The organism is Streptomyces sp. LZ34 (genome assembly GCF_053890475.1).
Genome location: NZ_CM132680.1, coordinates 5,391,117 through 5,416,846 on the forward strand (window position 1 = coordinate 5,391,117; position 25,730 = coordinate 5,416,846).

Consider the following 25,730-nt stretch of genomic DNA (forward strand, 5'->3'; position numbering starts at 1 on the left):
CGGTACGGGTTGCCTCATACGCAGAATCCGCCAACCGGCGGTCAACCAGCACCCCACCTGGCGAGCCGCACGGCCAACTGCCGAGTCAAGGGATTCGATGAAAATCAGCCACACCAGACTTAATATCGCCAAGAATCGCGGCCGACATCGCGTGCACACCAAAGCGGGCAACAAGGGGTACGCACCTCAATCCACACCCCCAAGCGCGTGACCTGCGTCACAAAAATGCGACAGCTCTGGTCGACGTGATGCCGCGTGTCGCAAACTCACTGCGATCTTCTGTTAGAAGAATTGCTCACGGGGAACGGGGTTACGGGGGGCAACAGTGGGTCATCTATCGACTCAGGTACGCGCTTCCAGATCCAGCGGATCACCGATTTCGAGGCATATCGCCGCTGGCATTCACGCAATATTCAGAAAACCTGGACATCTCGCATTTGAGCACCTCTCCAGGGTGACTCTGTGAATTCCGCCGGGTATCCGCTGTCTCGGCAGCAGCAGACCGTCTGGGCATCGCAGCAACTCCGGCCCGACGGGGACTCCTACCATGTTCCCGTGGCCTATCGCCTTTCAGGTCACGTCGCCGAGAAGGAACTTGCCGAGGCCATCCGCGCCGTGCTGGACCGGCACCCGGTGCTGCGTGTGGCGATTCATCAATTATCCAGCGGCGAACTTCGTCAGAGCGTACGCCCCGCGCCGGACCGCGTCCTGGGCGTACACCAGGTGACAGCCGATGAACTGCGGGAACGGCTCGCCGCGGCCGCTTCGGAGCCGTTCTCCGATGAAACCGCGTGCCGTGTGCGAGCCGACTTGTTCCGGCTGTCCCCGCGGGACGCCGTTCTCCTCATGGTGTTCGACCACATCGCCGTGGACGCACCTTCGGTCGGGCTGCTCATGGAGGAATTAGGCCGGGCCTATACCGAGGCCCTCGACGGCCGCCTCCCGGCGGATCCACATATTGGCGAGTCGCCCTATTTCGCGTATGTCCGCCAGCAGCAGGAGCGGACAAATCTCCCCGAAGAGCAGGAACACGCCGACTTCTGGGAGAAATATTTAGAGGGCATCGACGTACTCGCGTCCGCGCCACGCAAGCGCCCGTACGGTAATGATTCGCCCATTCGCCACTCCTCCTGCCCGCTGACCTTTCGGGCGGATTTCTTCGAGCTTGTCGAACGCCGCCGGGTGACCCCCTTCGCGGTGCTGCTGTCCGCTTACTCTCTGACACTTCAGCACTTCCTCCGCTCCGCTGACGTCGTCGTCTCCTATCCGGCTGTCGACTGGCGCCGAACCGAATTCGACACGGTGGTGGGGCTGTTTACGGACATGATGCTCTTCCGCTCCCCTCCACAGGCTGAAACAAGCCTTCAGGAGTACGTGCGGGAGGTTCAGGAATCGCTCTTCACCTGCCTGGAGCATCAGGGAGAGTCCCTGGAGAAGCTGTGGGCCCGCATGCGAGTGATCGCCGGTGGCGGTGCGGCCCTCCCGGCCATGCTGTCCGTCAACGACCTGGGCACAGACCCCCGGCTGCCCGGGCTGGATGTGGAACGCATCCCGCTGATCCCGCGTGACGGCAAGTCGGAGCTGCTGCTGGCCGTCAACATCAGCGGCACCGAGATCACCGGACGGCTGGACTTCGACCCCGACGTGTACGCCCCGGCCACCGCACAGCGGCTGGCCCGCGCGTGGGAAACCGTGCTCGGCCAGATCGTCGACGGCTGGGACGGCGCCGCGCGGGACGTGGAGCTCATCACCGAGGCCGACCGCTCCCTGGTGCTGGACACCTGGAACTCGCCGCCCGGCGAGGTGGACTCGCCGCACGTACCGGAGTCCTTCCTGCGCCAGGCCGCCGCCGCTCCCGAGAAGGTCGCCCTGATCGACGAGGGACGCCACGTCACCTACGGGGAGCTGGAACGGGCCTCCCGCTCGCTTGCCACCCGTATCGCGGCCCTCGACCTCCCCCCGGGGAGCGTCGTCGCGCTCTGCCTGCCGAGGTCGGCCCGGTTCGTCGAGGCGGCCCTGGCCGTGCTGCGAAGCGGCCTGGCCTTCCTCCCCGTCGACATGGAACAGCCGCCGCGCCGACGCGCCTTCGTGCTGTCCGACGCGGGAGCGGCAGCCGTGATCGCGCCGAGCCATGCCGGACTCGGCGCTCTGCCCCCCGGGGTGAAGCCGCTCGGCCTGGAGGACGCCGAAGCCCCTGCCTCCGGCGACGGGTTCGAAGACCGGCCGGTGGACGCCGAGGACCCCGCCTACGTCATCACGACGTCCGGAAGCACGGGGCTGCCCAAGGCGGTCGTCGTCCCGCACCGTGCGCTGACCAACAACCTCCGGTGGAAGCGGGACGAGTTCGGCTTCCGCCCGGAGGACCGTTTCTACTTCAAGACGCCGCCCATCTTCGACGCGTCGGTGTGGGAGTACCTCGCCCCGCTCACCGTGGGCGCCACGCTGGTGGTGGCGCCGCCGGGCGCGCATCGGGACCCGGCGTCCATGCTCGGTGAGATGCGGCGCCACGCGGTGACCGTGGCACAGTTCGTCCCCACCCTGCTCAAGGCCCTGCTGGCGGAGGACGGGTGGGGCGGCCTCCCCGCGCTGCGCCGGCTCTTCACCGGAGGAGAGGCCCTCGACTCCTGGGTCGTGGAAGCCGTGAAAAAGGCCTGTCATGCGCAGGTCATTAACCTGTACGGGCCGACCGAAGCGGGCTGCGACGCGACGTCCCATGTGTGCCGCCCCGACGCCGAGCCGGAAGCGGCGGTGCCCATCGGCCGTCCCATCCCCGGGGGCCAGGCCTATGTGCTCGGGCCCGGCGGGCAGTTGCTGCCCCCGACCTTCGTGGGGGAGCTCTGCCTCGGCGGGCTCCCGCTGGCCCTCGGATACGCCAACCGCGCCGAGCTGACCGCCGAACGGTTCGTACCGCACCGGTTCGGCGAGGATCCCGGCGCGTTGCTCTACCGGACGGGTGACCTCGCCCGCTTCACCGAGGACGGCCTGCTCGAGTTCCACGGGCGCGACGACGGGCAGGCGAAGCTCCGCGGACTGCGTGTGGAGCTGGACGGGATACGCAACCTGCTGCTCGGGCATCCCGGAATCCAGGACGCCGTCGTGACCGTCCGCCCCGAGCTCCCGGACTCCCTGCTCGCCTACGTCGTCTCCGAACCGGATGACGTCCTCGCCGACCTCCGCGGCTACCTCGCCGACCGGCTGCCCCCGGAGCACCTGCCCACCCACTTCGTACGGCTGGCGGAGCTGCCCCTCACCGCCACCGGAAAGGTGGACGTACGGGCGCTGCCGCTGCCCGAGGCGGGAGCGGCCCCGTCGTCGCACAGCGAACCGCGTACCGGCCTCGAACGGCGGCTCGCCGCGCTGTGGGCGGAGGTTCTGTCCACGGAACCCGACCGGGTGCCCCGTGACGTGAGCCTGTTCCAGCTCGGGGGCAGCTCACTGACCCTGATCCAGCTGCATCGTCGGCTCAGGACGGAGATCTCGCCCGGCTTGTCGGTGACGGATCTGTTCAAGTACCCGACCGTTGCCGCTGTCGCCCGCTCGCTGAGTGGCTCGGAGAACGACGGAGGATGAGCATGACCCTTGCGCAGCAGAGCCGGCTCATAGCGGTGGTCGGGATGGCCTGCCGTTTCCCCGGCGCCCGCGACACCGACGAGTACTGGAACGCGCTCATGAAGGGGACGACGTCCCTGGTGCCGCTGACGGCCGACGAACTCGCGGCGAAAGGCGTCCCCCAGGAGGTGCTCGCCGACCCGCAGTACGTTCCCGTGGCCGGCGCGCTCGAAGACGTGGAGATGTTCGACGCCGCCTACTTCGGGATCCCGCCCGCCGAGGCGGCTGCCATGGATCCGCAGCACCGCCTCTTCCTCCAGGAAGCGGTGCACGCCCTGGAGCACGCGGGGTGGGCAGGCGGAGAGGACCGCAGGGTCGGGGTCTTCTGCGGCTCCGGCGAGAACCGTTACGCGGCGCTGCTGCCGAGCCCGGACAGCGGCGCCCGGACCCACCGGTCCATGTCCGACAACCCCGCCGCGCTGCCCCTGCGCGTCTCCTACCATCTCGACCTGCGAGGGCCGAGCGTCTTCGTCAGCAGCCTGTGCTCCACCTCGCTCACCGCCGTCCACGTGGCCAGGCGCAGCCTGTTGGCGGGCGAGTGCGAACTCGCCCTGGCGGGCGCGGTGTCCGTACAGATGCCACAGCACCACGGCTATCGCGCGCTTGACGGCTCCGTCATGTCCCCGGACGGCCGGCTGCGCCCGTTCGACAGCGCGGCAGGGGGCACCGTACCCGGAAGCGGCGCGGGAATCGTTGTTCTTAAGTGTTTGGACGACGCCCTGCGCGACGGCGACACCGTCCACGCCGTCATCCGTGGCTCCGCCCTCAACAACGACGGGGCGGACCGGCAGAGCTTCGCCGCGCCCAGCGTGCGCGGACAGCGCGACGTCGTCATCGCCGCGCTCACCGACGCGGGCGTCGACCCGGCGACCGTGGGGTACGTCGAGGCACACGGCACCGGCACCTCCCTCGGGGACCCCGTGGAGCTCGCGGCGCTCCGCGAGGCCCGGGAACAGCTGGGTGCCACCACTCCGTGTGCGATCGGTGCCGTGAAGTCCTCCCTGGGGCACCTGGACACCGCCGCCGGTATGGCCGGGCTCATCAAGGCCGTACTCGCCGTCCGTGAGGGCACGGTGCCCGCGACGGTGGGGCACGACGCACTCAACCCCCTCATCGACCTGGGGGACAGCGGCCTGTACATCAGCGCGGGCGCCCATCCGTGGCCGCAGACGGAGCACCCCCGGCGCGCCGCCGTCACCGCGCTCGGCGTCGGCGGCACCAACGCCCACCTGGTGCTGGAACAGCCACCCATGCAACCCGCACCCGCACCGTCCGGGCCGGCCGCCCCGGACGAGCCGCACATCTTCCCGCTCTCCGCCCATACGCCGCTGTCGTTCGACCGGCTCCGCGACCGGCTCGCCGAGACGCTGGAGCACAAGGAGCACGCCCCGGACGATGTGGCCCGCACCCTCCAGGAGGGCCGCCACCACCGCACGCTGCGCCGGGCCTGGGTCTCCCGCTCCCTCCAGGGGATCGGCACCGCCCTGCGCGAGATGCCCGTGCCCGCGCCCACGGAGGGGCTCGTGCTGGCGATCGACCTCGGGGACGAGAACCCGTACGCGCTCGACGAGCGGCTCGGCGAGCGCATCCCGGAGCTCCGCCGCGCCCTGGAGCACACGGACCCTGGGGCCTCCCGGGCGGTGGTCGCGGCGCACACCGCGCGGGGCCTGCTCGACGCCCTGACCGCACAGGGAGTCGTCCCGGACGCCGTGGCCGCGGTGGGCGCCGGCGAGTACCTGGCGTTCGCCCATGCCGGAGCCCTGCCCTGGGACGTGGCACTCCGCTGCGCCGAGCGGCACAGCCGGGCTCTGGAGGCGTCGCTGCCCGGCGGGGATCTGAGCGTCTGCGAACGGCTGCTGGACGAGATCGAACGGGACCTCGCCGCCTGCCCGCCCACCCCCCTGGCCGTCGAGGTGCGCTCGCTCACCTCGGGCACCGGTTTCCCCGCCGGCCGGGTACCGCCGACGGGACACCTGCCGGCGATGACCCGGGCCGCGGTGACCGGAGAAGGAGACTTCGCGCCCCCGCCGGGCTGCCCCAGCCTGCTCGACGGCGCGACAGGCTGGGAGCAGTGGCTGCGTCTGGTCGCCCACTGCTGGGAACGGGGCGCCGACGTGTCCTGGCACCTGCTGCGCGGGACCGGCCGCCGGATTCCGCTGCCGGGCTACCCGTTCGACGAGGCCCGCCATTGGGCCGCCCCGGCGCCGGATGCCACCGCGGGACCCACGCCCGTACCCGTCGGCACCACCGCCGCGACCACCTCCCGCATCGATGGTGCGCGGGACGTCCTGACCGAACTGGGCGCCATCTGGCGGACCGTCCTCGGCGTTCCCGAGGTGGCGCCCGAGGACAGCTTCTTCGACCTCGGCGGGCACTCGCTGCTCGCCTCCCAGGTCATGACCAGGATCCGCGAGCTGTTCGAGGTGCGGATCCCCCTCGGCGAACTGCTGGACGCCGAGACCCTGGAAGGCATGTCCGAGCTCGTTCGGGACGAGCTTGCCGCGCTGCGTGTCTACGCGACGCAGACCGCCCCGGCCGACGAAGCGATGGAGACGGTGGAACTGTGAGCGTCACCCGCTTTCTGGAGGACATGTCCGCGCGCGGGATCCGCATCGCGCCCAACGGCGAGAAGCTGTCGGTGTCAGGCCCCGACGGCGCCCTCACCGACGCCGTCAAGGACTCCATCCGCACGCGACGCGCGGAGATACTCCGGTTCTTCCGGGAGTACGAGGAGGAGCAGTACCGGCGCGGCGTCCGCATTCAGCGCGTCGACCGCCGGGAACCGATCCCCGCGTCCTATGCCCAGCAGCGCCTGTGGCTGGTGGAGCAGACGGCGACCGACCTGTCCGTCTACAACATGTACTTCGCCACCGAATTCCGGGGCGACCTGGACGAGGCGGCCCTGCGCGGCGCCGCCGGCGACCTCGTGCGGCGCCACGAGATCCTGCGCACGGCCCTGACCGAGACGCCGGGGGGCCTGTTCCAGACCATCGACGACGACTGCACAGCGGTGTTCGGGACACACCGGGCGGACACCCCGGAGGAGCACGACAGGCTGCTCCTCGACGTCGTCTCCACGCGTTTCGACCTGGCCGCGGCCCCGCTGATCCGCTTCGACCTGCTGCGCACGGCGGAGCGGCGGTGGACCTTCGTCGTCACGCAGCACCATGTCATCTCGGACGGCTGGTCCACCGGGCTGATCAAGAAGGAACTGTCCGAGTTGTACGCGGCGCGCGTCGCCGGGCGGAGCCCGCGGTTACCCGAGCTCTCCGTGCAGTACGCGGACTACGCCGTCTGGGAGCGTGGGTGGCTCGGCAGCGACCTGGCGCGGCGGCAGCGTGCGTACTGGCGCGACAGGCTCGCCGAGCTTCCACCGCTGCTGGACCTGGTCCCCTCCCGGCAGCGCCAGGCGGTGCAGAGCTATCGCGGCTCCGCGCTGACCTTCCGGTACCGGCGCGAACTCCTCGACGCGGTACGGGGGTTGTGCGGGGCGACGGGCACCACCCTCTACAGCACCTTCATGGCGGCCTACTCACTGCTGCTGTCCCGCATGACGCGGCAGTCCGACATCGCCGTCGGCAGCCCTCTGGCCAACCGGCCCTACCCGGCGCTGGAGCGGACCCTGGGGCTGTTCTTCAACACCATCACCGTGCGGACCCGGGTCGATGAGAGCAGTACCGTCCGCGACTACCTGGCACAGACCCGGAGCAGCGCGTTCGACGCCTTCGCCCACCAGGACCTTCCCTTCGACCAGGTGGTGCAGGCGACGGCCCCCGAGCGCAGCAGCTCGCACTCCCCGATCTTCCAGACCATCTTCATCCTTCAGACCTATCCGGGCGAGCAGTTCACCTTGCCCGGTGTCCACGCCGAGGCCGCTCCGACCCCCTTCTACTCGGCCCAGTACGACCTGATGTTCAAGCTGCGCGAAGACAGCCGGGCGGGCGGCCTACAGGGGCTGCTGGTCTACAACGACACGCTGTTCGACGAGGCCGACGCGCGGCGCTTCGCCGACTGTTTCGTCCGTCTCGTGGAGCGTATGTGCGAGGACCCGGACGCACGGCTCGCGGACCTGCCGCTGATCGACCCCGACAGCTCCCGGCGCATCGACCGGTGGAACGCCGGCACCAGTCGGCCGGTGCCGGCGCGGCGCGTGGAGGAGGAGCTCCTCGGCCGGCTGCGCGAGGACCCCGAGCGGGCCGCCGTCACCTTCCGGGGGACCGTCCTGTCCCGGGGTGAACTGGCGCGCGGGGCCGAGTCCGTCGCCGCCGGCCTGCGCGCCGCGGGGCTGCGGCCCGGCGGCCGGGTGGGCGTGCTGGTGCCCAGGTCGCCGGAGCTCATCGCCGTACTGCTGGGGATCCTCCGGGCGGGGCTCGTGTACGTGCCGCTGGACGGCGCCGCTCCGGACGGGCGCACCACGTCCATGCTCGACTCGGCCGACTGCGTCGCGCTCGTGACCGGGGAGGTGTACGAGGGCAGGTGTCCGTCGTTCGCCGGTGTGCGGCTGAGCGCCGCGGACCTGCTCCGGCACCCGGGGACGGCCGGCTCCCCGGGTGCGGCCGCCGCCGACGCCGCCTACGTCATCTTCACCTCCGGCTCCACCGGGCGGCCCAAGGGCGTCGAGGTGTCGCACGCGAACGTGATGAACCTCTTCACCGCCCTCGACGCGGTGGCTTCGCCTCCGGATCCGGCCGTGTGGCTCGCCGTCACCCAGGTCACCTTCGACATCGCGGTGGTCGAGCTGTTGTGGACCGTGGCCCGTGGTGTTCCCGTGGTGCTCTCGGAGACGTCCGAGACGCTGCGACACACCGCGAGTGACCCGCAGGGGCTTCAGGCGCCCGCGACCATCCCGGAGCTCATTCGCCGTGAGGGGGCGACGGCCATGCAGGCGACCCCCACGCTGCTGCGCGGCGTGCTCCGCCTGCCCGGCGCCGAAGAAGCCCTGGGCGGGCTCCGGCTGCTGATGGTGGGCGGCGAGCCGCTCGACCTGACCCTGGCCCGGCAGCTCAAGAACCTCGGCATCCCGCGCGTGCTGAACATGTACGGACCGACGGAGACCACCGTGTGGTCGACCTGCTGGGAGGTCCCGAAGGAGCCCGACGGCATCCTCGTGGGCCGGCCGCTGGCGAACACCGCGGCCCACGTGGTGGACGAGACGCTCAACCCCGTGCCGGTCGGCATGTTCGGCGAGCTGGTCCTCGCGGGGGCCGGTGTGGCCCGCGGCTACGTCGGCAGTCCCGGGCTCACCGCCGAACGCTTCCCCGTCCTTCCCTCCCTGTGCGCTCCCTCCCTGTCCGCTCCCTCCCTGGGCGCCGACGGCCGCGTCTACCGCACGGGGGACATCGCCCGGTGGCTGCCGAGCGGTGAGATCGAGCTGGTCGGCAGGGTCGACAACCAGGTCAAGGTGGGCGGCTACCGGATCGAGCTGGAAGAGGTGGAGCAAGCGCTCAACTCCCTGCCCGGAATAGCCGAGTCCGCTGTGACCGTCCAGCGTGAGCGGGAGCGCGGCCTGCTGGTCGCCCACTATGTGCCGGCGCCCGGCGCGGTGATCGACGAGGCGTATCTGCGGGCCGGGCTCGCCGACCTGCTCCCGGACCAGATGGTGCCCACGGCCTTCGCGGCCTGTGCCGCCCTGCCCACCACCAGCAGCGGCAAAACGGACCGCAACGCCTTGCCGCACATCCGCGTCGACACCCGGGAGCAGACGGCCGAAGAGCCCGCGAACGATCTGGAGGCCCGGCTGCTGGCGGTCTGGCGCGCGGTGCTCGGCGACGACGGCATCGGCCCGGCCGACGACTTCTTCCAGTCGGGGGGCACGTCGATCCTCGTCGCCCAGCTGCTCACGGAGGTGCGCGACCGGGTGCACGAGGACGCGCGGATCGTCGACCTGTTCCGCTACCCCAGTGTCCGGGCGTACGCGGCCCATGTCAGCGGAACCTCCCCGGCCGAGGAGCCGCGGCGCGGCCGGGCCTCGGCCAACGACGCCCGCCGCGCGGCCCGGCAACGGCGTGGCCAACAGGTCTCCCGCAAGAAGCAGCTCCGGGCGGACGCGTTCCGGCCCGCCACCGACTGACCCTCCTCTGTCCCGCGCACCCCCCATCCCGCGCACGCGGCGTTTCGCGCGCCGCTGCCCCACGCGTCCCTCGCCGCATCCCGGTACGCCGACTCGCCGCTCCCGCGAGTGCGTGCCGGCAGAAGTCCCGGAGTGTGAGCCTTGGCTGCCGATCTTCCCGACGAACCCGACGACGAGCTCCCGGCGATCGCCATCACCGGCATGGCCTGCCGCTTCCCCGGGGCGGATTCCACCGGTGCGTTCTGGGAGCTGCTGCGCGACGGCGTGGAGCCCCGGGAGACCGTTCCCGATGAGGAGCTGAGGCGCGCGGGGCTGCTGGACCGGGTGCGCGACGACCCGTCGTACGTCGCCACCCGCATGCGGTTCACGGACCCCTCGCTCTTCGACGCGGGCTACTTCGGCATGACTCCGGCCGAGGCGGCCGCGACCGACCCGCAGCAGCGCTTTCTGCTGGAGACCACGGTCCACGCCCTTCAGGACGCCGCTCTCGAACCGGGGACGTTCGAGGGCAGCGTCGGGGTGTACCTCGGCATGAACCACTCGGACTACCTGCTGCGCCATGTGATGAGCCACCCCGAGGTGGTCGAGGCCCTGGGCTGGCACCGCGTCCTCATGGGCAACGACCGGGGTTTCACCGCGACCGGTGTGTCCTACCGCCTGGGCCTGACGGGCCCGAGTGCGGCGGTCGACTGCGCCTGCTCCTCCAGCCTCGCGGCGGTGCACCATGCCTGCCGCGCGCTGCTGGACTACGAGGCGGACGCCGCCGTGGCCGGTGGCGCCGGCATCAAGCCGACCGACCTCGGCTACTCCCATGTGGAGGGCGGCATCGCTTCCCCCGACGGCCGCTGCCGGCCCTTCTCCGCGGACGCCCGGGGCACGGTGTTCGCCAGCGGTGTCGGGGTCGTGGTGCTGCGGCGCCTGGAGGACGCGCTCGCCGACGGCGACCGGGTGCTCGCGGTGATCCGGGCCGGCGGTGTCAACAACGACGGGGCGCGGAAGAGCGGTTACACCGCGCCCAGTGCCCGGGGACAGGCCGAGCTGATCGCCTCGGTACTCGAACTGGCGGGCATCGACGCCGATCAGGTCTCCTACGTGGAGGCGCACGGCACGGGCACCGCCCTCGGCGACCCCATCGAGGTGAGTGCCCTCACCGAAGCCTTCCGCACGACGAGCCGTGCGACCGGCTTCTGCGGAATCGGGTCCGTGAAGTCCAACATCGGCCATCTGGACTCGGCCTCGGGGATCGCCGGCCTGATCAAGGTGGTCCTCGCGCTGCGCCACCGCACCCTGCCCCCGACGCTGTGGTGCGAGGAGACCAGCCCGCACATCGACTTCGACGCCTCGCCGTTCCGGGTCACCGGAAAGCTGCGGCCATGGGACGGCCCGCGGCCGCTGCTCGCCGGGGTGAGCTCGTTCGGCGTGGGCGGCACGAACGTGCACGTGCTGGTGGAAGAGGCGCCGGAGGCGACGGCGGGGCCGGAGGCGGCCGCAGGCAGCCCGTCCCCTCACGCACAGCTGCTGCCCTTCTCGGCCGCGTCGCGTACGGCCCTGGACGCATGGGAGTCCGGCCTGCGGGAGCGGCTCTCGGCCCGGACCCCCGAGGGCGTGCGCGACATGGCGTACACCCTTGCCCGCGGGCATGCCGTACTGCCCTTCCGGCGCGCACTGCTCTGGGTCGACGGCGGGGAACCCGTCACCCTCGACGGGGGCGGCGCGGACACGGGGCGCGAGGGGTTCGCCTTCGTGCTGCGGCATGCCGAGCCCGGCCGGAAGCCGGTCCAGGAACTCCTCGATCGCCATCCGGTGTTCCGGGAAACCGCCGAGCGGCTCGTCGGACCGTGGGCCGCGGCGCACGGCATGACGGCCCAGCAGGCGCTGCGCACCCTGGCGACCCGGGCCCCGGCGCCGCTGACGGCCACCGTCGTCTCCCTGGGCGAGGCCGCCGTGTGGGCCGAGCGCCGAGGAGCGGCCCCCCGGGCCGTCGTCGCCGACCGGGCGTCCCGCCCCGCCGCGGCTGTGCTGGCCGGCGCGCTGACGGAGGACGAACTCGCCGCCGCCTTGGCGGACTTCTCGGCCGACGGCATCTCTTCCGACGAATCTTCGGACGGGCCTTCGGCCGAACACGTCCTGCGCCGGGTGTCGCTTCGTCCGCTCACCATCCCCTGGTACGACGAGGACGGAGCGGAGCTGTGCCCGGCGGGCCGCCGGCCGGACCCGGCCCTGGCCTTCGGCAACGCCGCGGCCACGCCGGGCCGGCGCACCCTGCCGCCCCGGATCTCGGCACTCGTCCACCTCGGCGCGGCCGCGGCGCTCCCCGCCGCCGCGGTGCCGGGCGTGTTCGCGGGAGCGGTCCACGTCGTCGGTCCGTCCGGCACGCGCGGCGGCGACGCCTCGCTGCTCGGGCGCCTCGGCCGGGCCTGGGCGCTGGGACTCCTGGAGGACCGCTCGGGACTCGTCGATGTCGTCGGCGGCCACGTCGTGGACCTCCCCGCGTACCCCTTCGACCGGCAGCGGCACTGGCTGGAGCCACGGCCGCCGCAGGGCGCCGCCGAGCGGTCCGCACGCTCCCTCGGCCCGCGGCCCCTGGCGGTGGAAGCAGCGGTGGAAGCAGGCGGTGCGGAAACCGCCGGACAGTCGGCTCGGCACATCTTCGCGCAGTGTCTGGGGGTCGACGACGTCGCGGACGACGACGACCTGTTCACACTCGGCGGTGACTCCCTGCTCGCCACCCGGGTCGTGGCCATGGCCCGGGCGCGGCTCCGGGTGAACGTGCCGTTCGGCTCGTTCCTGCGGGAGCCGACGCCGGCCCACCTGGCCCGGCTGGCACACAGAGAGCGCGAGGCGGAGGCGGCGGCAGGCACCGGAGCACGACCCGCGCCGCGCGATCGAGGCCCGGTGTCCGACAGCGGTCCGCTCCCCCTGACTCCCCTTCAGGAAAGGTTCCTGTTCCTCAGCGAGATCGACGGCGCGGCCGAGGCGTACAACGTGCCGGTGCTCGCCGACCTGCGCGGCCCCGTGGACATCGAGGCGCTGCGTGCCGCGCTTGCCGATGTCGTCGCCCGGCACGAGAGCCTGCGCGTGGTGTTCCGCACGACCGCGGACGGCACGACGCAGGAGATCCTGCCCGAGGTGCCCGTCGAGCTCCCCGTCCTCGCCGTCGACGGCGAGGAGTCCCTGCGGTCCGCGATCGCCGGACTGCTGGACCGCAAGCTCCCGCTGGACCGGGCTCCCGCCTTCGCCGCGCGCGTGTTCACCACCGGGCCCGGCCGGCACGTCCTCGCCCTCTCGGTGCATCACATCTGCGCGGACGCCCACTCCACCGGCATCCTGCTGCGCGACCTGTACGCCTGCTACACGGAACGAACCGGCGGCGACAAGGCCGCCCTGCCCGCCGTCGAAGGTCTGCCGGCCGCCCACTTCCGTGCCGTCGCCGCATGGCTGACCTCCGCGGACGCCGACCGGCAGCTGCGCTTCTGGCTCGACGAACTGGCGGATCTGCCCGAGCCGCTCCAGTTGCCGGGCGACCGGCCGCCCGGTGCGGTCCGCGACTACCGGGGCAGCACCGTCGACTTCGCCCTTCCGGCGGAACTCTCCGGCCGGGTCCGCGCACTGGCCGAGCAGCACGGCGTGACGCCCTTCGTCGTCGTACTCGCCGTCTTCTTCCTGCTGCTCGCCAGGGTCACCGGGCGGACGGATCTCGTCGTCGGGACACCGGTCTCCGGTCGGCACCGGCCCGAGACCCGCGACCTCGTCGGGAACTTCGTGAACACCCTCCCGCTCCGGGTGCGCACCGAGGAAACCCTGGACTTCCACGCGTTGCTGGGGCAGGTCGCCGAGCGAGTGACCACGGCCCTGGACCACCAGGATCTGCCCGTCGAGGTGGTCACCCACCGGCTGGGAGGCGGCGGCCAGGACCTGAACGCCACCCCGATATTCCAGGTGCTGTTCAACATGCTCAACCTGGACGCGGGCAGCGCCGCGCCGCCGGCCGGGCTCGAACGCCACCCCCTGCCGTTCGAGCGGCACACCAGCCCGTACGAGCTCTCCCTCGACTGGTGGTTCGGCCGGGACGGGAGCATCACAGGACGCTTCCTCTACAACACCGAGCGCTTCGAGCGGGAGACCGTCGCGGGTTGGCAGGACACCTTCGCCTTTCTCCTGGCCACCGTCGTGGACGCGGCGGACCGACCGCTGAGGGACGTCCCCTCCGAGTCGCCCGCCACCGCCGCCCGGACCTCCGCGGCCCTGGCCGGCCCGCGGGTCCCGGTCCCGCCGCGCCCGGTCCACGCGGTCTTCGCCGACCGGGCAACCAGGGAACCCGGCCGCCTCGCGGTCACCGACGGCCGGACCTCCCTGACGTACGGCGAACTGGCCCGTGTCTCGGCGGGGGTGGCCGGCCTGCTCGCCGGGCTCGGCGTACGTCCCGGCCACCACGTGGGCATCGCCATGGCACGGGGAGTCCCCCTGGTCGGCGCTCTCGTGGGCGTGATGCGCGCGGGAGCCACGCCGGTGCCCTTCGACCTGACCCACCCGCGGCGGAGACTCGCGGCCATGGCCGAGGACTGCGGCGCCGCCGTCGTCGTCTCCGAGCGCAAGGAGGACGCCGACTTCGCCGTCGGAGCGACGGCTCTGGAGCTTGCGGACATCACGGCGGTGCGAGGCGGCGCGGGCAGCGTCCCGGGCGACGCGGTGGACCTGTCGGTGGGTGCCTATCTGACCTACACGAGCGGCACCACGGGTCGGCCGAAGGGCATCCACTATCCCCACCGCGCGCTGGCGAACCTCATCCACTGGGAGACCGCGGGCCACACCGCGGGGCTGCGCCGGCTGCAACTCGCGTCCTTCGGTTTCGACGCCTCCTTCCACGAGGCGTTCGCCGCCCTGTGCTCGGGCGGCTCCCTCCACATCGCCGACGACGAGACCAAACACGACCACGACCTGCTGGCCGGCTTCATCCGGGACCACCGGGTGGAGAAGGCCATCCTGCCGGTGTCCCTCCTGCACGCGCTCGCCGCACGCTTCGAGCACGACACCGCCGCCTTCTCCTCGCTCAAGGAGATCGCCTCCACCGGCGAACAGCTGCGCCTGAGCGCGCCGCTGATCTCCTTCTTCGAGTCCCTGAAGGAATGCCGGCTGATCAACAACTACGGGCCGGCCGAGACACACGTGGTGACCTCCTACCGGTTCAGCGGACCGCCGCATGCCTGGCCACGGCACGCGCCGATCGGCCGCCCGATCCAGAACGTCACGCTGTCCGTGCTGGACGGGCAGGGCCGCGACGCTCCCCGCGGCTCGGTCGGCGAGCTGGTCATCCACGGCGACTGCGTGGCCACCGGCTACCTGGGACAGCCGCGGCTGACCGCGGAGCGCTTCCCGCGTCCGGGCCCGGACGGCGGTACGGCGCACGGCGCACGCGCGTACCGCAGCGGAGACCGGGCCCGGCTGCCGCGCTCGGGCGACATCGAGTTCCTGGGCCGTGGCGACAACCAGGTCAAGATCCGCGGCTTCCGTGTGGAGCTGGGCGAGGTGGAGACGGTGATCCGCGAGGACCCGGCGATCCGCGACGTCGCCCTGGTCGTCGGCGGCACGGAGGGCGATCAGCGCATCGACGCCTATGTGGTGGCCGCTTCCGGGGCTGGGGTGGCCGAGCGGACCCGCGACCGGCTCAGGGGCGAGCTGCCGGCGGCGATGGTGCCGTCGTCCTTCACCGTCCTCGACAGCCTCCCGGTCAATGTCAACGGGAAGGTCGAGGTGTCCCGGCTGCCCCGGCCGGGCAGCCCGGTGCCGCGGAGTGCGGGCGTGGACGCGGGCGCGGATGCGGACGAGGCGGACGGTGCCCTGCACGGTGTCCTGACCGTCTTCCGCCGCGTACTGGACAACCCGCTGCTCGGCCCGGACGAGGACTTCTTCGACGCCGGCGGCCACTCCCTGCTCGCCACCCGCGTCATCCACGGCGTACGGGAGGAATGCGGCATCCGGCTGTCAGTGCGGGAGCTCTACCGGCGCGGCACGGCCGCGGAAGTGGCCGCCCTGGTGGCCGACCGTAGCCCCGTGACGGACGCCGAGGAAGAGCTGCCCGCCGTCGCCGCCCCGCTCGTCGTCCCCGCGGGGCACCGCGCGCTCCTCGACGGCTCCCCGTCCTCCGACCGGCAGAAGACCTTCGTGTTCGACGCCGGGCAACGGCTGGACCCGGCACGGCTGAGTACGGCGGTGGAGGCCGTACTCGGCCGGCACGCGGCCCTCCGCGTGCCGTATGCGGCCGATGCGGGGTCGCAGGCCCGGGCACAGGGCTTCGCCGTGCTCGATCCGCCCGGGACACCGGCGGGCATGACACCGCACGAGGCCGCGGCATGGATGTACGACCGGAGTCAGCGCAGGCCCATCGACCCCGCCAGGGAACCGCTGTTCCGGGTCGCGGCGGCGCAGCTGCCCGAAGGCCCCACCCTGCTGGCGCTGACCGTCCATCTGGCCGCCCTGGACGGGCGGAGCCTGAACACCCTGTGCCGGTCCCTCGCCGAGGCCTACGCCACGCCCACCGCGCACCGCGACACGGACGACGGATTCCTGCGCCACCTCACCTGGCGGCAGTCCCTGGCCGGCAGCGAGCGCGCCGAGGGGACCGTACGCCGTTGGCGCCGGCTCCTGCTCGGGACCCCGCGGGAAGCCGACACCCTCGGTCCTGCGGCCGACGGAGAGATCGCCGGGCAGCGGTCCTGGGCCCCCGGGCAGCGGCTCCAGCAGACGCTGCGCCGCAGATGTGCGGAGCACCGCGTCACCCCCTTCCTGCTGCACCTCACCGCCTTCGCCACCGCCCTGGCCTGGTCGCGGGACGAGGACGAGGTCTGTCTGGCGCTGGCGCTTGACGGCAGGATCCACCCCTCCCTCGACGCGACGGTCGGCAGCTTCGCCAACGTCGTCCCCTTCCCGTTCCGCCTGCGCGCCGCGGAGCCGCTGCGCCAGGCCCTGGAGGCCGTGCGCGAGGTCTTCGACGAGGTGGACGGCGTACGCACCGTGAACTACGCCGACCTCGCGGCCGCCGACGAGGGGCTCGGGGCCTTCCGGAGCCTTCCGGTCGTCTTCACCTACGCGCGCGACGAGGGCGAGCCGCTGCGGCTCGGCACGCGGGAACTTCGCGCCGTCGGGCCCGACGTACTGGCCGCCGGGCAGCGGCTGCAGCTGACCGTCGCCGACAGCCCGCGCGCCTTCCGCACCCAGCTCACGTACGCCCGCAGCCCGGCCGAGCGGCGGGACGCACGGGTGATGGCGCTGTATCGCACCGTGCTGTACGCCCTCGTCTTCGAGGCCGACACCACGGCCGAGGACCTTGCCGCATCCATCGATCCCGGGGAGGGCGCGTGAAGTTCAGCCTTTTCTTCTTCGCCAACGGGCAGGACACCGCCGAGCAGTACCGTCTCCTCCTCGAGGCGGCGCGGTTCGCGGACACGGAGGGCTTCTCTGCCGTCTGGACGCCGGAGCGGCACTTCCACGACTTCGGCGCGCCGTTCCCCAACCCCTCCGTCACCTCGGCGGCCGTGGCCACCGTCACCTCGCGCGTCGACGTACGCGCCGGAAGCGTCGTGCTTCCGCTGCACGATCGCCTGCGCGTCGCCGAGGAGTGGGCCGTCGTCGACCAGCTCTCGGACGGCCGGGCGGGCCTCGCCATCGCCTCCGGCTGGAACCCGCAGGACTTCGTCCTGGCACCCGGCAACTTCGAGAAGAACAAAAGCCTGGTCCGTGACGGCATCCAGGAGCTGCGCGCGCTGTGGTCCGGCGAGGCCGTGCGCCGTCCGGGGCCGGGCGGGGAGGAGCGGCTCGTCCACACCTACCCGCGCCCCCGGCAGGAGGAGGTGCCCCTCTGGGTCACCGCGGCAGGCTCCGCCGAGACGTTCTCCCTCGCGGGAGAGCTGGGGTGCGGCATCCTGACCCACCTTCTCGGGCAGTCCTGGGACCGGCTGGAGGACAATCTGGCCGACTACAGCGAGGCGCTCGAAGGCGCGGGATACGGCGTCGAAAGCGACCGCGTGACGGTCATGCTGCACACGTTCGTCGCCGAGGACGGCCGTACGGCGCTGGAGACGGCCCGTGCCCCCATGACCGCGTACATGCGCTCGTCCATGAGTCTCTTCGGCCTCAAGTCGCCGCAGCCCCATGGCGTGGGACCGGCGTCGGACGCCGCGATGCGCGAGTTGCTGGACCACGCCTACGAGGAGCACGCGCGGACCCGGTGCCTCATCGGCTCCGTCGACAGCTGCCTGCCCCTCGTCGAACGCCTCGCCGACCTGGGCGTCGACGAACTCGCCTGCCTGATCGACTTCGGTGTCGCGGCGGACGAGGCGCTCGGCGCGCTGCGGAACCTGGCGGTGCTGCGGGAGAGGTGCGAACAGCTGTGATCTCCCGGACCGGAGGGCGGCGGGCGGCCGTCTGCCGCCCGCCCGCCCCCCGCGCGCTACGCCCGCACCGCGGTGAGCCGGGCGACCGCCTGACGCAACTGCTTGACGGTGCCCACGGCCATGGCCGGCACCTGCGAGGCCGAACCGCGGCTGATGTTCGTCAGCACCCTGCCGGGACCGACCTCGACCAGCGCGTCGACGTCCTCCTTCACCAGCAGCTCCAGCGTCTGGCTCCAGTACACCGGCGAGGAGAGCTGGCGCCTCAGCGACTGACGTGCCTCCTCGCCCGTGTGCACATACGTGGCGGTCGCATTGGCGATCACCGGGATGACCGGAGTGGCGAACGGGACGGCTTCCAGATGGGCGGCGAACTCCTCCTCGATGTCCTTCATCAGGAGCGAGTGGAAGGGCGCGCCCACCTTCAGCTGTGCGACGTGTGTCGCGCCGGCCGCCCGCGCGGCGACGGCGACGGCCTCCACCCCGGCCACCGTTCCGGACACCACCGTCTGCGTCGGCGCGTTGTAGTTGGCCACGGCCACGCTCTCACCGGTGGAGCGCGACGCCTCCCCGCACAGGTCACCGACCCGCTCGGCGGGCAGCCCCAGGACCGCCGCCATCCGTCCCGGTGTGCGCCGGTTGACCCCTGCCATCAACTCGCCGCGACGGCGCACCAGCCGCAGCGCGTCCTCCCAGGCGAGCACCCCCGCGTGCACCAGGGCCGGGTACTCACCGAGGCTGTGGCCGGCCACCACGCCCGGCCGGATGCCGTGTTCCCGCAGCACCGCGGAGACCGCGAGGCTGGTGAGGAACACACCGGGCTGGGTCACGGCGGTGTCCCCCAGCTCCTCCTCGCTGCCCTCGAAGCACAGCCGGCTCAACGGAAGTCCCAGAATCTCGTCGGCCGATGCGTAGTAGGCCCGCACGCTTTCGGCGTATTCCCGGGCGAAATCCTTTCCCATTCCGGGCACCTGCGAGCCCTGCCCGGGGAAGAGAAACGCAATCCTGTCCACGGCTACCCCGTTCGCGTCGTGACAACAAAACCTGACGCGGCCTCGACCGCGATCGCTCACCCTATCGATCAGGCGGGACGGAGACAATGCCAAGTCAAGTAATCATCAGAGATCTCGGATCCCGGCCCGGGCGTTACGGGAACAAAGAGCACGGGAACGAAGAGCCGGAAACAGAGCTGACCTGCTTTCTGATTCACCATTCCGGAGGCTCGGCCGCGAGCTACGCGCCCCTGGCCGAGCGCTTTCCCCCCACGTGGCGGACGCTGGCCGTCGAACTGCCCGGACGGGGCGCCTCCGCCGGCGAGTCGGCCTGCGGCGACATGGCCGAACTGATGGCACACGTCGCCCCCGCCGTTCTCGACAACGTCGCTGGCCGTTATGCCGTCTTCGGCCACAGCCTGGGGGCGTTGGTCGCGTATGAGCTGGTCAGAGAGGCCGAACGGCGGGGCACCCCACCGACGTGGCTGGGGGTCTCCGGAAGCCCCGCCCCGCACCGCGTCCGGGACCGGCTGCCGGAACGGCGTGACCTGTGGCCACGCGAGCGGCTCGTCGCGTTCCTGCGGGAGCTGGGCGGCACACCGGAGGAAATGCTGGAGATCCCGGACGTGGTCGACTACATGGTGAACGTTCTGCGCGCCGATCTGCGCATCGTGGACACCTACGAACACATCGAAGGACCACCCCTCTCCACACCGGTCTCCGTCTTTTCCGGGGACGCCGATCCGCTCGCCGAGCATGAATTTCTGGACGGCTGGCGGGAGAGAACCCTGGCGCCCGTCAGTTTTCACACCTGGCCCGGTGGCCACTTTTATCTGTTCGATCACCCGGAAAGCTTCTGCAAGAGTCTCGTGGCGGACGTCAATTCCGCTCTGTCCGGTACACCAGCAGCGGCGCGAGAAGAAATGGAAGACGCTGAGAGCCATGGCTGAGAACAAGCCCTCCGGTCCGGAGGGAGAGAAGAAGACGCGGCAGATCGCCGGCGCCGCGCTCCCGCTCTACCTGACGATGATCGCCTCGTCGGCGGCATCTCTGGTGGACACGGCCGTCCTGGGACGGCATGGCACGGCCTCGCTCGCGGCCTTCGCCGTCACCCTGGCCGTGTTCAGCCCGGCCACCGCCGCGGTGTCCGGAGCCATGCGCGGAGTCATGCCGTTCGTGGCGGCGTACAAGGACGACACCGACGACACCGCTGACGGCCTGCTGCCCGTGCTGCGCAACGGCATGTGGCTCGGGATCTGCGTCGGACTGCTCGGTGCCGCAGCGGTCGCCTCCGTGCCGCTGATCGGCAAGGCCGGTGGAGTGCCGCAGAGCACCCTCGACGAGTTGGGTGTCTTCCCGTACATCCTCGCCTGCAGCGTGCTCGTGATGTCGATCGCGGCCACCGCGACGTCCACACTCGTCGGGCTCGGCAAGGGCAAGGCGGTGATGCGTTCCGGGATGGCCGGCACCGGCGCCGCCGTCGTGCTCTCGCTGATCCTGGTCGGCGGCGTCGGTTCGTTCGAGGGCTTCGGCCTGCCCGGCGCCGGCATCGCCATGCTCACCTCCAGCGTGATCAACGCCTCCCTGGCACACATCCAGTTGCGCCGGGACACGGTGCTGGCCGGGAGGTCGCTGCGGCTGGGGCGTCCACATCCGCGCGAGGTGCTCAAACTGGCCGCGGTCGGCATCCCGCTCGCGGCCACCGTGCTCATCAAGTTCGCCGTCCTGGGCGTCCTCGCCTTCTCCGCGGCCCGGGTGAACACCGACAGCGCGGCCGTGCACAGCATCTCCCTGTCCCTGGTGAACCTCATGTTCACCGCGGCGGTGGCGGTGGGCCAGGCGACCGTGCCGCTCATGGCCGCCCATGTGAAGACCGGCGACGTACAGGAGGTCAGGCGCAGCGCTCACGCGGGTGTCCTGGTGGCCCTGGGCGCCGTCTGCGGTCTCGCGCTCCTCCTGATGGTGGCACGCACCCCGGTGATCTCGCTGTTCACCAAGGACACCGGCCTTCACGACAAGGTGCTGGACCTGCTGCCCATCGTCCTCCTCGCGGTACTGGCGGACGCCGCCCAGGCGGTGTTCGGCTTCGGACTGATCGGCATCAAGCGCACCGTCCCCAGCCTGGTCATCTTCGCGATCTGCTACGGGCTGCTGGCCCTGGTGGCCCTGCCCGTCGGCGCCGCGGGCGGCCTGAAGGCGCTGTGGCTCTCCCTGGCCGGCGCCAACCTCCTGCTGGTGGCCGGGCAGGCCTACTTCTTCCAGCGCCGCAGTGGCTCGCTGACCAGGCCCGAGCCGGCCCCTGCGAGCGCGTGACCCACCTTTCCGCGACCTTCCGCGACCTTCCGCGACCTTCCGCGACCTTCCGCGACCTTTCCGTACCCGACGTGTGCACCGTCACATCCGCGAAGTCAGGAGTACCTCCATGGGCATGTCCGACGATCGTGAGCGACCCGGCACTCTCGTTGAACTCTTCGAGACGACAGCGGCACGGCACCCGGACCGCAACGCCGTGAGTGATGGCGAACAGACCCTGACCTACCGGGAGTTGAGCGCGCGCTCCGACGTGCTCGCCGCGCACCTGGTCACGCGGGGCGTCGGCCGGGAGGACCGGGTGGTGGTGCACCGCCCGCGCTCCAGCGAGGTGTTCGTCGCCCTGCTCGGCATTCTCAAGGCGGGCGCGACCTACGTCGCGGTGGACGTCCGGTATCCCGACAAGCGCCGGGACCTGATGATCCAGCGGAGCAAAGCCAAGGCCATCGTGACCGAACCAGGGTGGGGTGCGCGGCTCTCGCACCTCGGGCCCGACGTGATCGAATGGCACAGTTCGGCCGACTCCCCCGCCCCCGGCGACCTGCCGCTTCCCGCGCCGGAGGACGGGGCCTGCGTGCTGTTCACCTCGGGCTCGACCGGGGTCCCGAAGGCCTTCGTGCTGGAGCACCGCAACCTGCTCGCCTTCGCCCGCAACCGCGTCATGCCTCAGCTGCTGCCCACCGATCGCACCAGCCAGATCGCCAGCGTCTCCTTCGACGCCTTCCACTTCGAGACCTGGTGCAGCTTCGCGTACGGAGCGGAGATCGTCGTCATGCCCGCCATGGCGGAACTCCTGGCCTCCGATGTGAAGCGGGAGCTGGAGGACCGCCGCATCAGCGTCATGATCGCCCCCACCATGGCGTTCAACCACCTGGCCCGCGAGAGCCCGGAGACGTTCTCCGGCCTGCGGGTCCTCCAGGTCGGCGGCGGCACCATGCTGGCCTCCGCCTGCCGGGACGTCCTGGCGAGCGGCTTTACAGGGTCGCTGTGGAACCTCTACGGCCCGTCGGAGACCACGACGGGCTGCTCAGTGGCCCATATCGAGTCGGTGGGACCCGAGGACACCTCGGTGCCCATCGGCCCCGTCCTGGACGGCTTCTCCATGTACGTGCTGGACGCCGACCGGAAACCCGTGCCCGTCGGTGAGGCCGGCGAGCTGTACGTGGGCGGAGTGGGGGTCTCCCGCGGGTACATCGACCAACCGGATCTGACCGAGCAGCGCTTCGTCCCCGATCCGTTCGCCGGGGACGGCAGCCGGATGTACGCGACCGGCGACCTCGGCCGGCAGCGGCCCGACGGGGTCTTCGAGTACGTCGGACGCGCCGACGACCAGGTGAAGATCCGCGGCTACCGGGTGGAACCGGGCGAGGTGGAGCGCGCGCTCGCCCAGCACCCGCTGGCCCGGGAGGCGATCGTGCTGGCCACCGGCGAAGAGCTGGACCTGCGCCTGGTGGCGTTCGTGGCGGCGGACAGCGCGCTGACCGACGAGGAGCTCCTGGCGTACGCCAAGCGGGAACTGCCCGAGTACATGGTGCCCAGCCGCGTCCTGCTGCTGCCCCGGATTCCCGACAACGAGAACGGCAAGCGGGACGTGGCGGCGCTCAGGGCCCTGCTGGCCGAGGACTCCCGGCAGCTCTCGCCCTCCGACCTGCCGTCGGGGGAGACGGAGACGTACCTCGCCCGGCTGTGGCAGGAGTTCCTGGGCGACGAACCGGTCGGCGCCACGCACGACTTCTACGCCGCCGGCGGCAACTCGCTCCTCGCCTTCCGCATCCGCCAGCGGGTGGCCAAGGAGCTGGGCGTGTCCATTCCCTTCAACGCGATCCTCAACCACCCGGTGCTCAGGGATCTGGCGGCGCTCATCGACGCCCAACGCGACACCTCGGACCGGCAGGTGTCGTGATGCGGCGGATCGCAGTCGTCTACGACATGGGCGCCGCGGACGTGGTCGAGATCGCGGCCGCACTCGAAGGGCTGGCCGAACCGATCTTCGTCTGCCCTGACTCCGAGTTCGGTGAGCAGCCCGCAGAGCTCATGGCCGAGCTGGGCCGGCTGTGCGACATCAGCGGGCTGGACCTCGGCCGCGCCGCCGCGAAGGTACGCGCGGAACGGCCGGACGGAATCGTCACCTTCACCGACTACCAGTTGGAGACAACCGGGGCCCTCGCGGCAAGACTCGATCTTCCGTTTCACTCGCCCGAGCTGGTGCGCAAGCTCACCCACAAGCACCTGCAACGTGAGGTGCTCAACGGCTGCGGGGCGTCCGCGGTGCCGGCGCGGCTGGTCACCGGGGAGGATTCCGCCCGGCTCGCCGTAGCGGAGGTCGGCCTGCCGGCCGTGTTCAAGCCCGACGTGGGAACCGGCAGCCGAAGTACCTACCGCATCTCCTCACACGACGACCTTGTTGCCGCCTGCCGTTCGGAGTTCTCCGGACCAGCGGCGTCCGGCGCGACAGAAGCCTTTGTCCTCGAGAGGGAACTTCAGGGAGTCGCGGCCACCGCGCCCTGGGGCGACTACGTCTCCGTGGAGTCGGCCGTCTTCGACGGCGCCATCACCCATCTGACGGTCACCGGCAAATTCCCGCTCGCGCCCCCGTTCCGGGAGGCCGGGTCGTTCCTGCCGGCGGCCTTGCGGGAAGAGGACCAGAAATCCGTCCTGGACGTGGCCACACGCGCCTTGACCGCCCTGGGCGTCCGCACCGGAGTGTGCCACACCGAAGTCAAGCTCACTCCGTCAGGACCGCAGGTCATCGAAGTAAACGGGCGCCTTGGCGGCCTCGTCAACGCTCTTCTCGCCCGCGCGACAGGGGTCGACGTCCTCCGGCTGGCGGCCGGTATCGCTCTCGGGGACGCGGAAGCCACGAAGGCGGTCGACAACATCGCCTACGAGCGGATCGCGTTCATACACGCCCGCGTGCCCCCGTTGGAGGCGCGGCGTGTCGCCGAGGTGTCGGGGCTCGAGCAGTTGCAGCGCCTGCCCGGCATTTCCCGTGTCGTCCTGAAGCGCGGAGCGGGGCACTCCACCGACTGGCGTGCGGGACGGCTGGCACACGTCTACATCTGCTTCGGCGCCACCGAGACCCATGAAGCGCTGGCCGCGCTGCTCGACGAAATGGCCGATGTGGTCAAGGTCCGCTATGAATCCGCGATATCCGCCACTGATTTGGAAGAAATCCCTTGAAAAAACCTCAAGTCGTACGCTCCTTCGGCGACCTCGCCACAGGAATACTCGACCAGAACCTGCCCGTTGTCACGCTCTTCAGCGGAGGGCTGGACAGCACCTATCTGCTGTACCGGCTGCGCCGGTCCGGGCATCGCGACGTCCATGCGATCAGCGTGGATGTGGGAGGTGACGAGACCCTCGAGGAGAAACAGCGCATAGCCGACCGTCTCGGCATTGGATTGCACATCGTTGACGCCCGAGAAACTTTCGCCCGTGAGTTTGTCCTCCCGGCCATAGCCGCACAGGCCGTCTATCTGAACACGCACCCGATCAGTTCCTCGCTGAGCCGACCCCTTATGGCACGCATCGCGGTCGAGATGGCCCAGGACATGGGGGCATCGACGGTACTGCACACCGCCAATCAGTCCCAGAACACGCTACGACGGCTGAACGGGGCAATCAGCCTGCTCGGTTTCCCGGGCCGATACGGAAGCCCCTACGAACTCGATCCCGTCGATCGCGCCCAGAAGATCGAGGAACTCAAGGAGGCCGGCCTGGACGAGATGGCGGATCGGATCGTCAGTGGTGACTCGAATCTGTGGTGCCGCGAATTCGAGTCGGGAATCCTGGAAGACCCGGAGGACCACGCCGCCCCCGAGCACCTGTATCGCTGGTCCATCGCCGATCATTCCGCACCCGAGGGACTCATGGACATCAGGTTCCACGCGGGAGTCCCCATCGCTGTCAATGGAACCCAGCTTCCGCTGACAGAGCTGATCCGCGAAATGAACCTGCGCGTGGGCGCCTTCGGCATCGGCCGCTACAGTGGCCTTGAGCATCTGACCGGCGGAGAAAAGGTCCTGGAGATCCGCGAGATGCCCGCGGCCTGCCTGCTGTTGCGCACATACCGGCATCTGGAAACCGCCGTCCTCGACGCCGAAACCATCCGGGAAAAGATGCACATGGAGCAGCTCTGGGTGCGCGAGGCTGTCGAGGGCCGGTGGTTCGGTTCCCTTCGAGCCGCCTGCCAGTCATTCATCGACAACTGCTCGGCTCGTATCACCGGCTCCGTGCAGTGGAGACTCACCCCTGGCTCAGCACAAACCACGGCAATCGTCGCGGAGCACCCCCTTTACCTGCGCGACCGGGAAGCCTGGGAAAGGGAAAACGTCGCCGACGCCTCCTGTTCCTGGTGAGCCA

Annotated in this window: 11 protein-coding genes; 10 read left to right on the forward strand and 1 reads right to left on the reverse strand. The window is 71.0% G+C overall.

The window, feature by feature from the left end:
* Positions 1-462 precede the first annotated feature (462 nt).
* The 5 genes from ACWY4P_RS21630 (at position 463) to ACWY4P_RS21650 (ending at position 18,069) form a co-directional block, all read left to right on the forward strand.
* Positions 463-3,570, forward strand: coding sequence for a non-ribosomal peptide synthetase (locus ACWY4P_RS21630; RefSeq protein ID WP_456212195.1), 3,108 nt, complete (start codon positions 463-465; stop codon positions 3,568-3,570).
* 2 nt (positions 3,571-3,572) lie between these two features.
* Complete coding sequence (locus ACWY4P_RS21635; protein WP_456212196.1) at positions 3,573-6,176, forward strand: beta-ketoacyl synthase N-terminal-like domain-containing protein; 2,604 nt, start codon at positions 3,573-3,575, stop codon at positions 6,174-6,176.
* A complete protein-coding gene (locus ACWY4P_RS21640; RefSeq protein ID WP_456212197.1) occupies positions 6,173-9,679 on the forward strand; it encodes an amino acid adenylation domain-containing protein in 3,507 nt (1,168 codons plus the stop codon). Before ACWY4P_RS21635 ends, ACWY4P_RS21640 begins: the two co-directional genes overlap by 4 nt.
* 141 nt (positions 9,680-9,820) lie before the next feature.
* Complete coding sequence (locus tag ACWY4P_RS21645; RefSeq protein ID WP_456212198.1) at positions 9,821-17,038, forward strand: amino acid adenylation domain-containing protein; 7,218 nt, start codon at positions 9,821-9,823, stop codon at positions 17,036-17,038.
* Positions 17,035-18,069 (forward strand): MupA/Atu3671 family FMN-dependent luciferase-like monooxygenase, encoded by a 1,035-nt coding sequence (locus ACWY4P_RS21650; protein WP_456212199.1) that lies wholly within the window; start codon positions 17,035-17,037, stop codon positions 18,067-18,069. The genes ACWY4P_RS21645 and ACWY4P_RS21650 overlap by 4 nt, the downstream gene beginning before the upstream one ends.
* 56 nt (positions 18,070-18,125) lie before the next feature.
* Here ACWY4P_RS21650 and ACWY4P_RS21655 read toward each other — a convergent pair whose 3' ends face one another.
* Positions 18,126-19,028: an ACP S-malonyltransferase gene (locus tag ACWY4P_RS21655; RefSeq protein WP_456212200.1), complete on the reverse strand. Its 903-nt coding sequence runs from the start codon at positions 19,026-19,028 to the stop codon at positions 18,126-18,128.
* Between the two features lie 137 nt (positions 19,029-19,165).
* Between ACWY4P_RS21655 and ACWY4P_RS21660 the strand changes: the two genes are divergently transcribed.
* From ACWY4P_RS21660 to ACWY4P_RS21680, 5 genes are all read left to right on the forward strand, one after another.
* Positions 19,166-20,008 carry a thioesterase II family protein gene (locus ACWY4P_RS21660; RefSeq protein ID WP_456212201.1) on the forward strand — a complete coding sequence of 281 codons (843 nt, stop codon included), beginning with the start codon at positions 19,166-19,168 and terminating at the stop codon, positions 20,006-20,008.
* Positions 20,001-21,371 carry an MATE family efflux transporter gene (locus ACWY4P_RS21665; protein ID WP_456212202.1) on the forward strand — a complete coding sequence of 457 codons (1,371 nt, stop codon included), beginning with the start codon at positions 20,001-20,003 and terminating at the stop codon, positions 21,369-21,371. Before ACWY4P_RS21660 ends, ACWY4P_RS21665 begins: the two co-directional genes overlap by 8 nt.
* A 115-nt stretch (positions 21,372-21,486) precedes the next feature.
* Complete coding sequence (locus tag ACWY4P_RS21670; protein WP_456212203.1) at positions 21,487-23,271, forward strand: non-ribosomal peptide synthetase; 1,785 nt, start codon at positions 21,487-21,489, stop codon at positions 23,269-23,271.
* Complete coding sequence (locus ACWY4P_RS21675; protein WP_456212204.1) at positions 23,271-24,548, forward strand: ATP-grasp domain-containing protein; 1,278 nt, start codon at positions 23,271-23,273, stop codon at positions 24,546-24,548. Before ACWY4P_RS21670 ends, ACWY4P_RS21675 begins: the two co-directional genes overlap by 1 nt.
* Positions 24,545-25,726: an argininosuccinate synthase-related protein gene (locus tag ACWY4P_RS21680; RefSeq protein ID WP_456212205.1), complete on the forward strand. Its 1,182-nt coding sequence runs from the start codon at positions 24,545-24,547 to the stop codon at positions 25,724-25,726. The genes ACWY4P_RS21675 and ACWY4P_RS21680 overlap by 4 nt, the downstream gene beginning before the upstream one ends.
* Positions 25,727-25,730 lie beyond the last annotated feature (4 nt).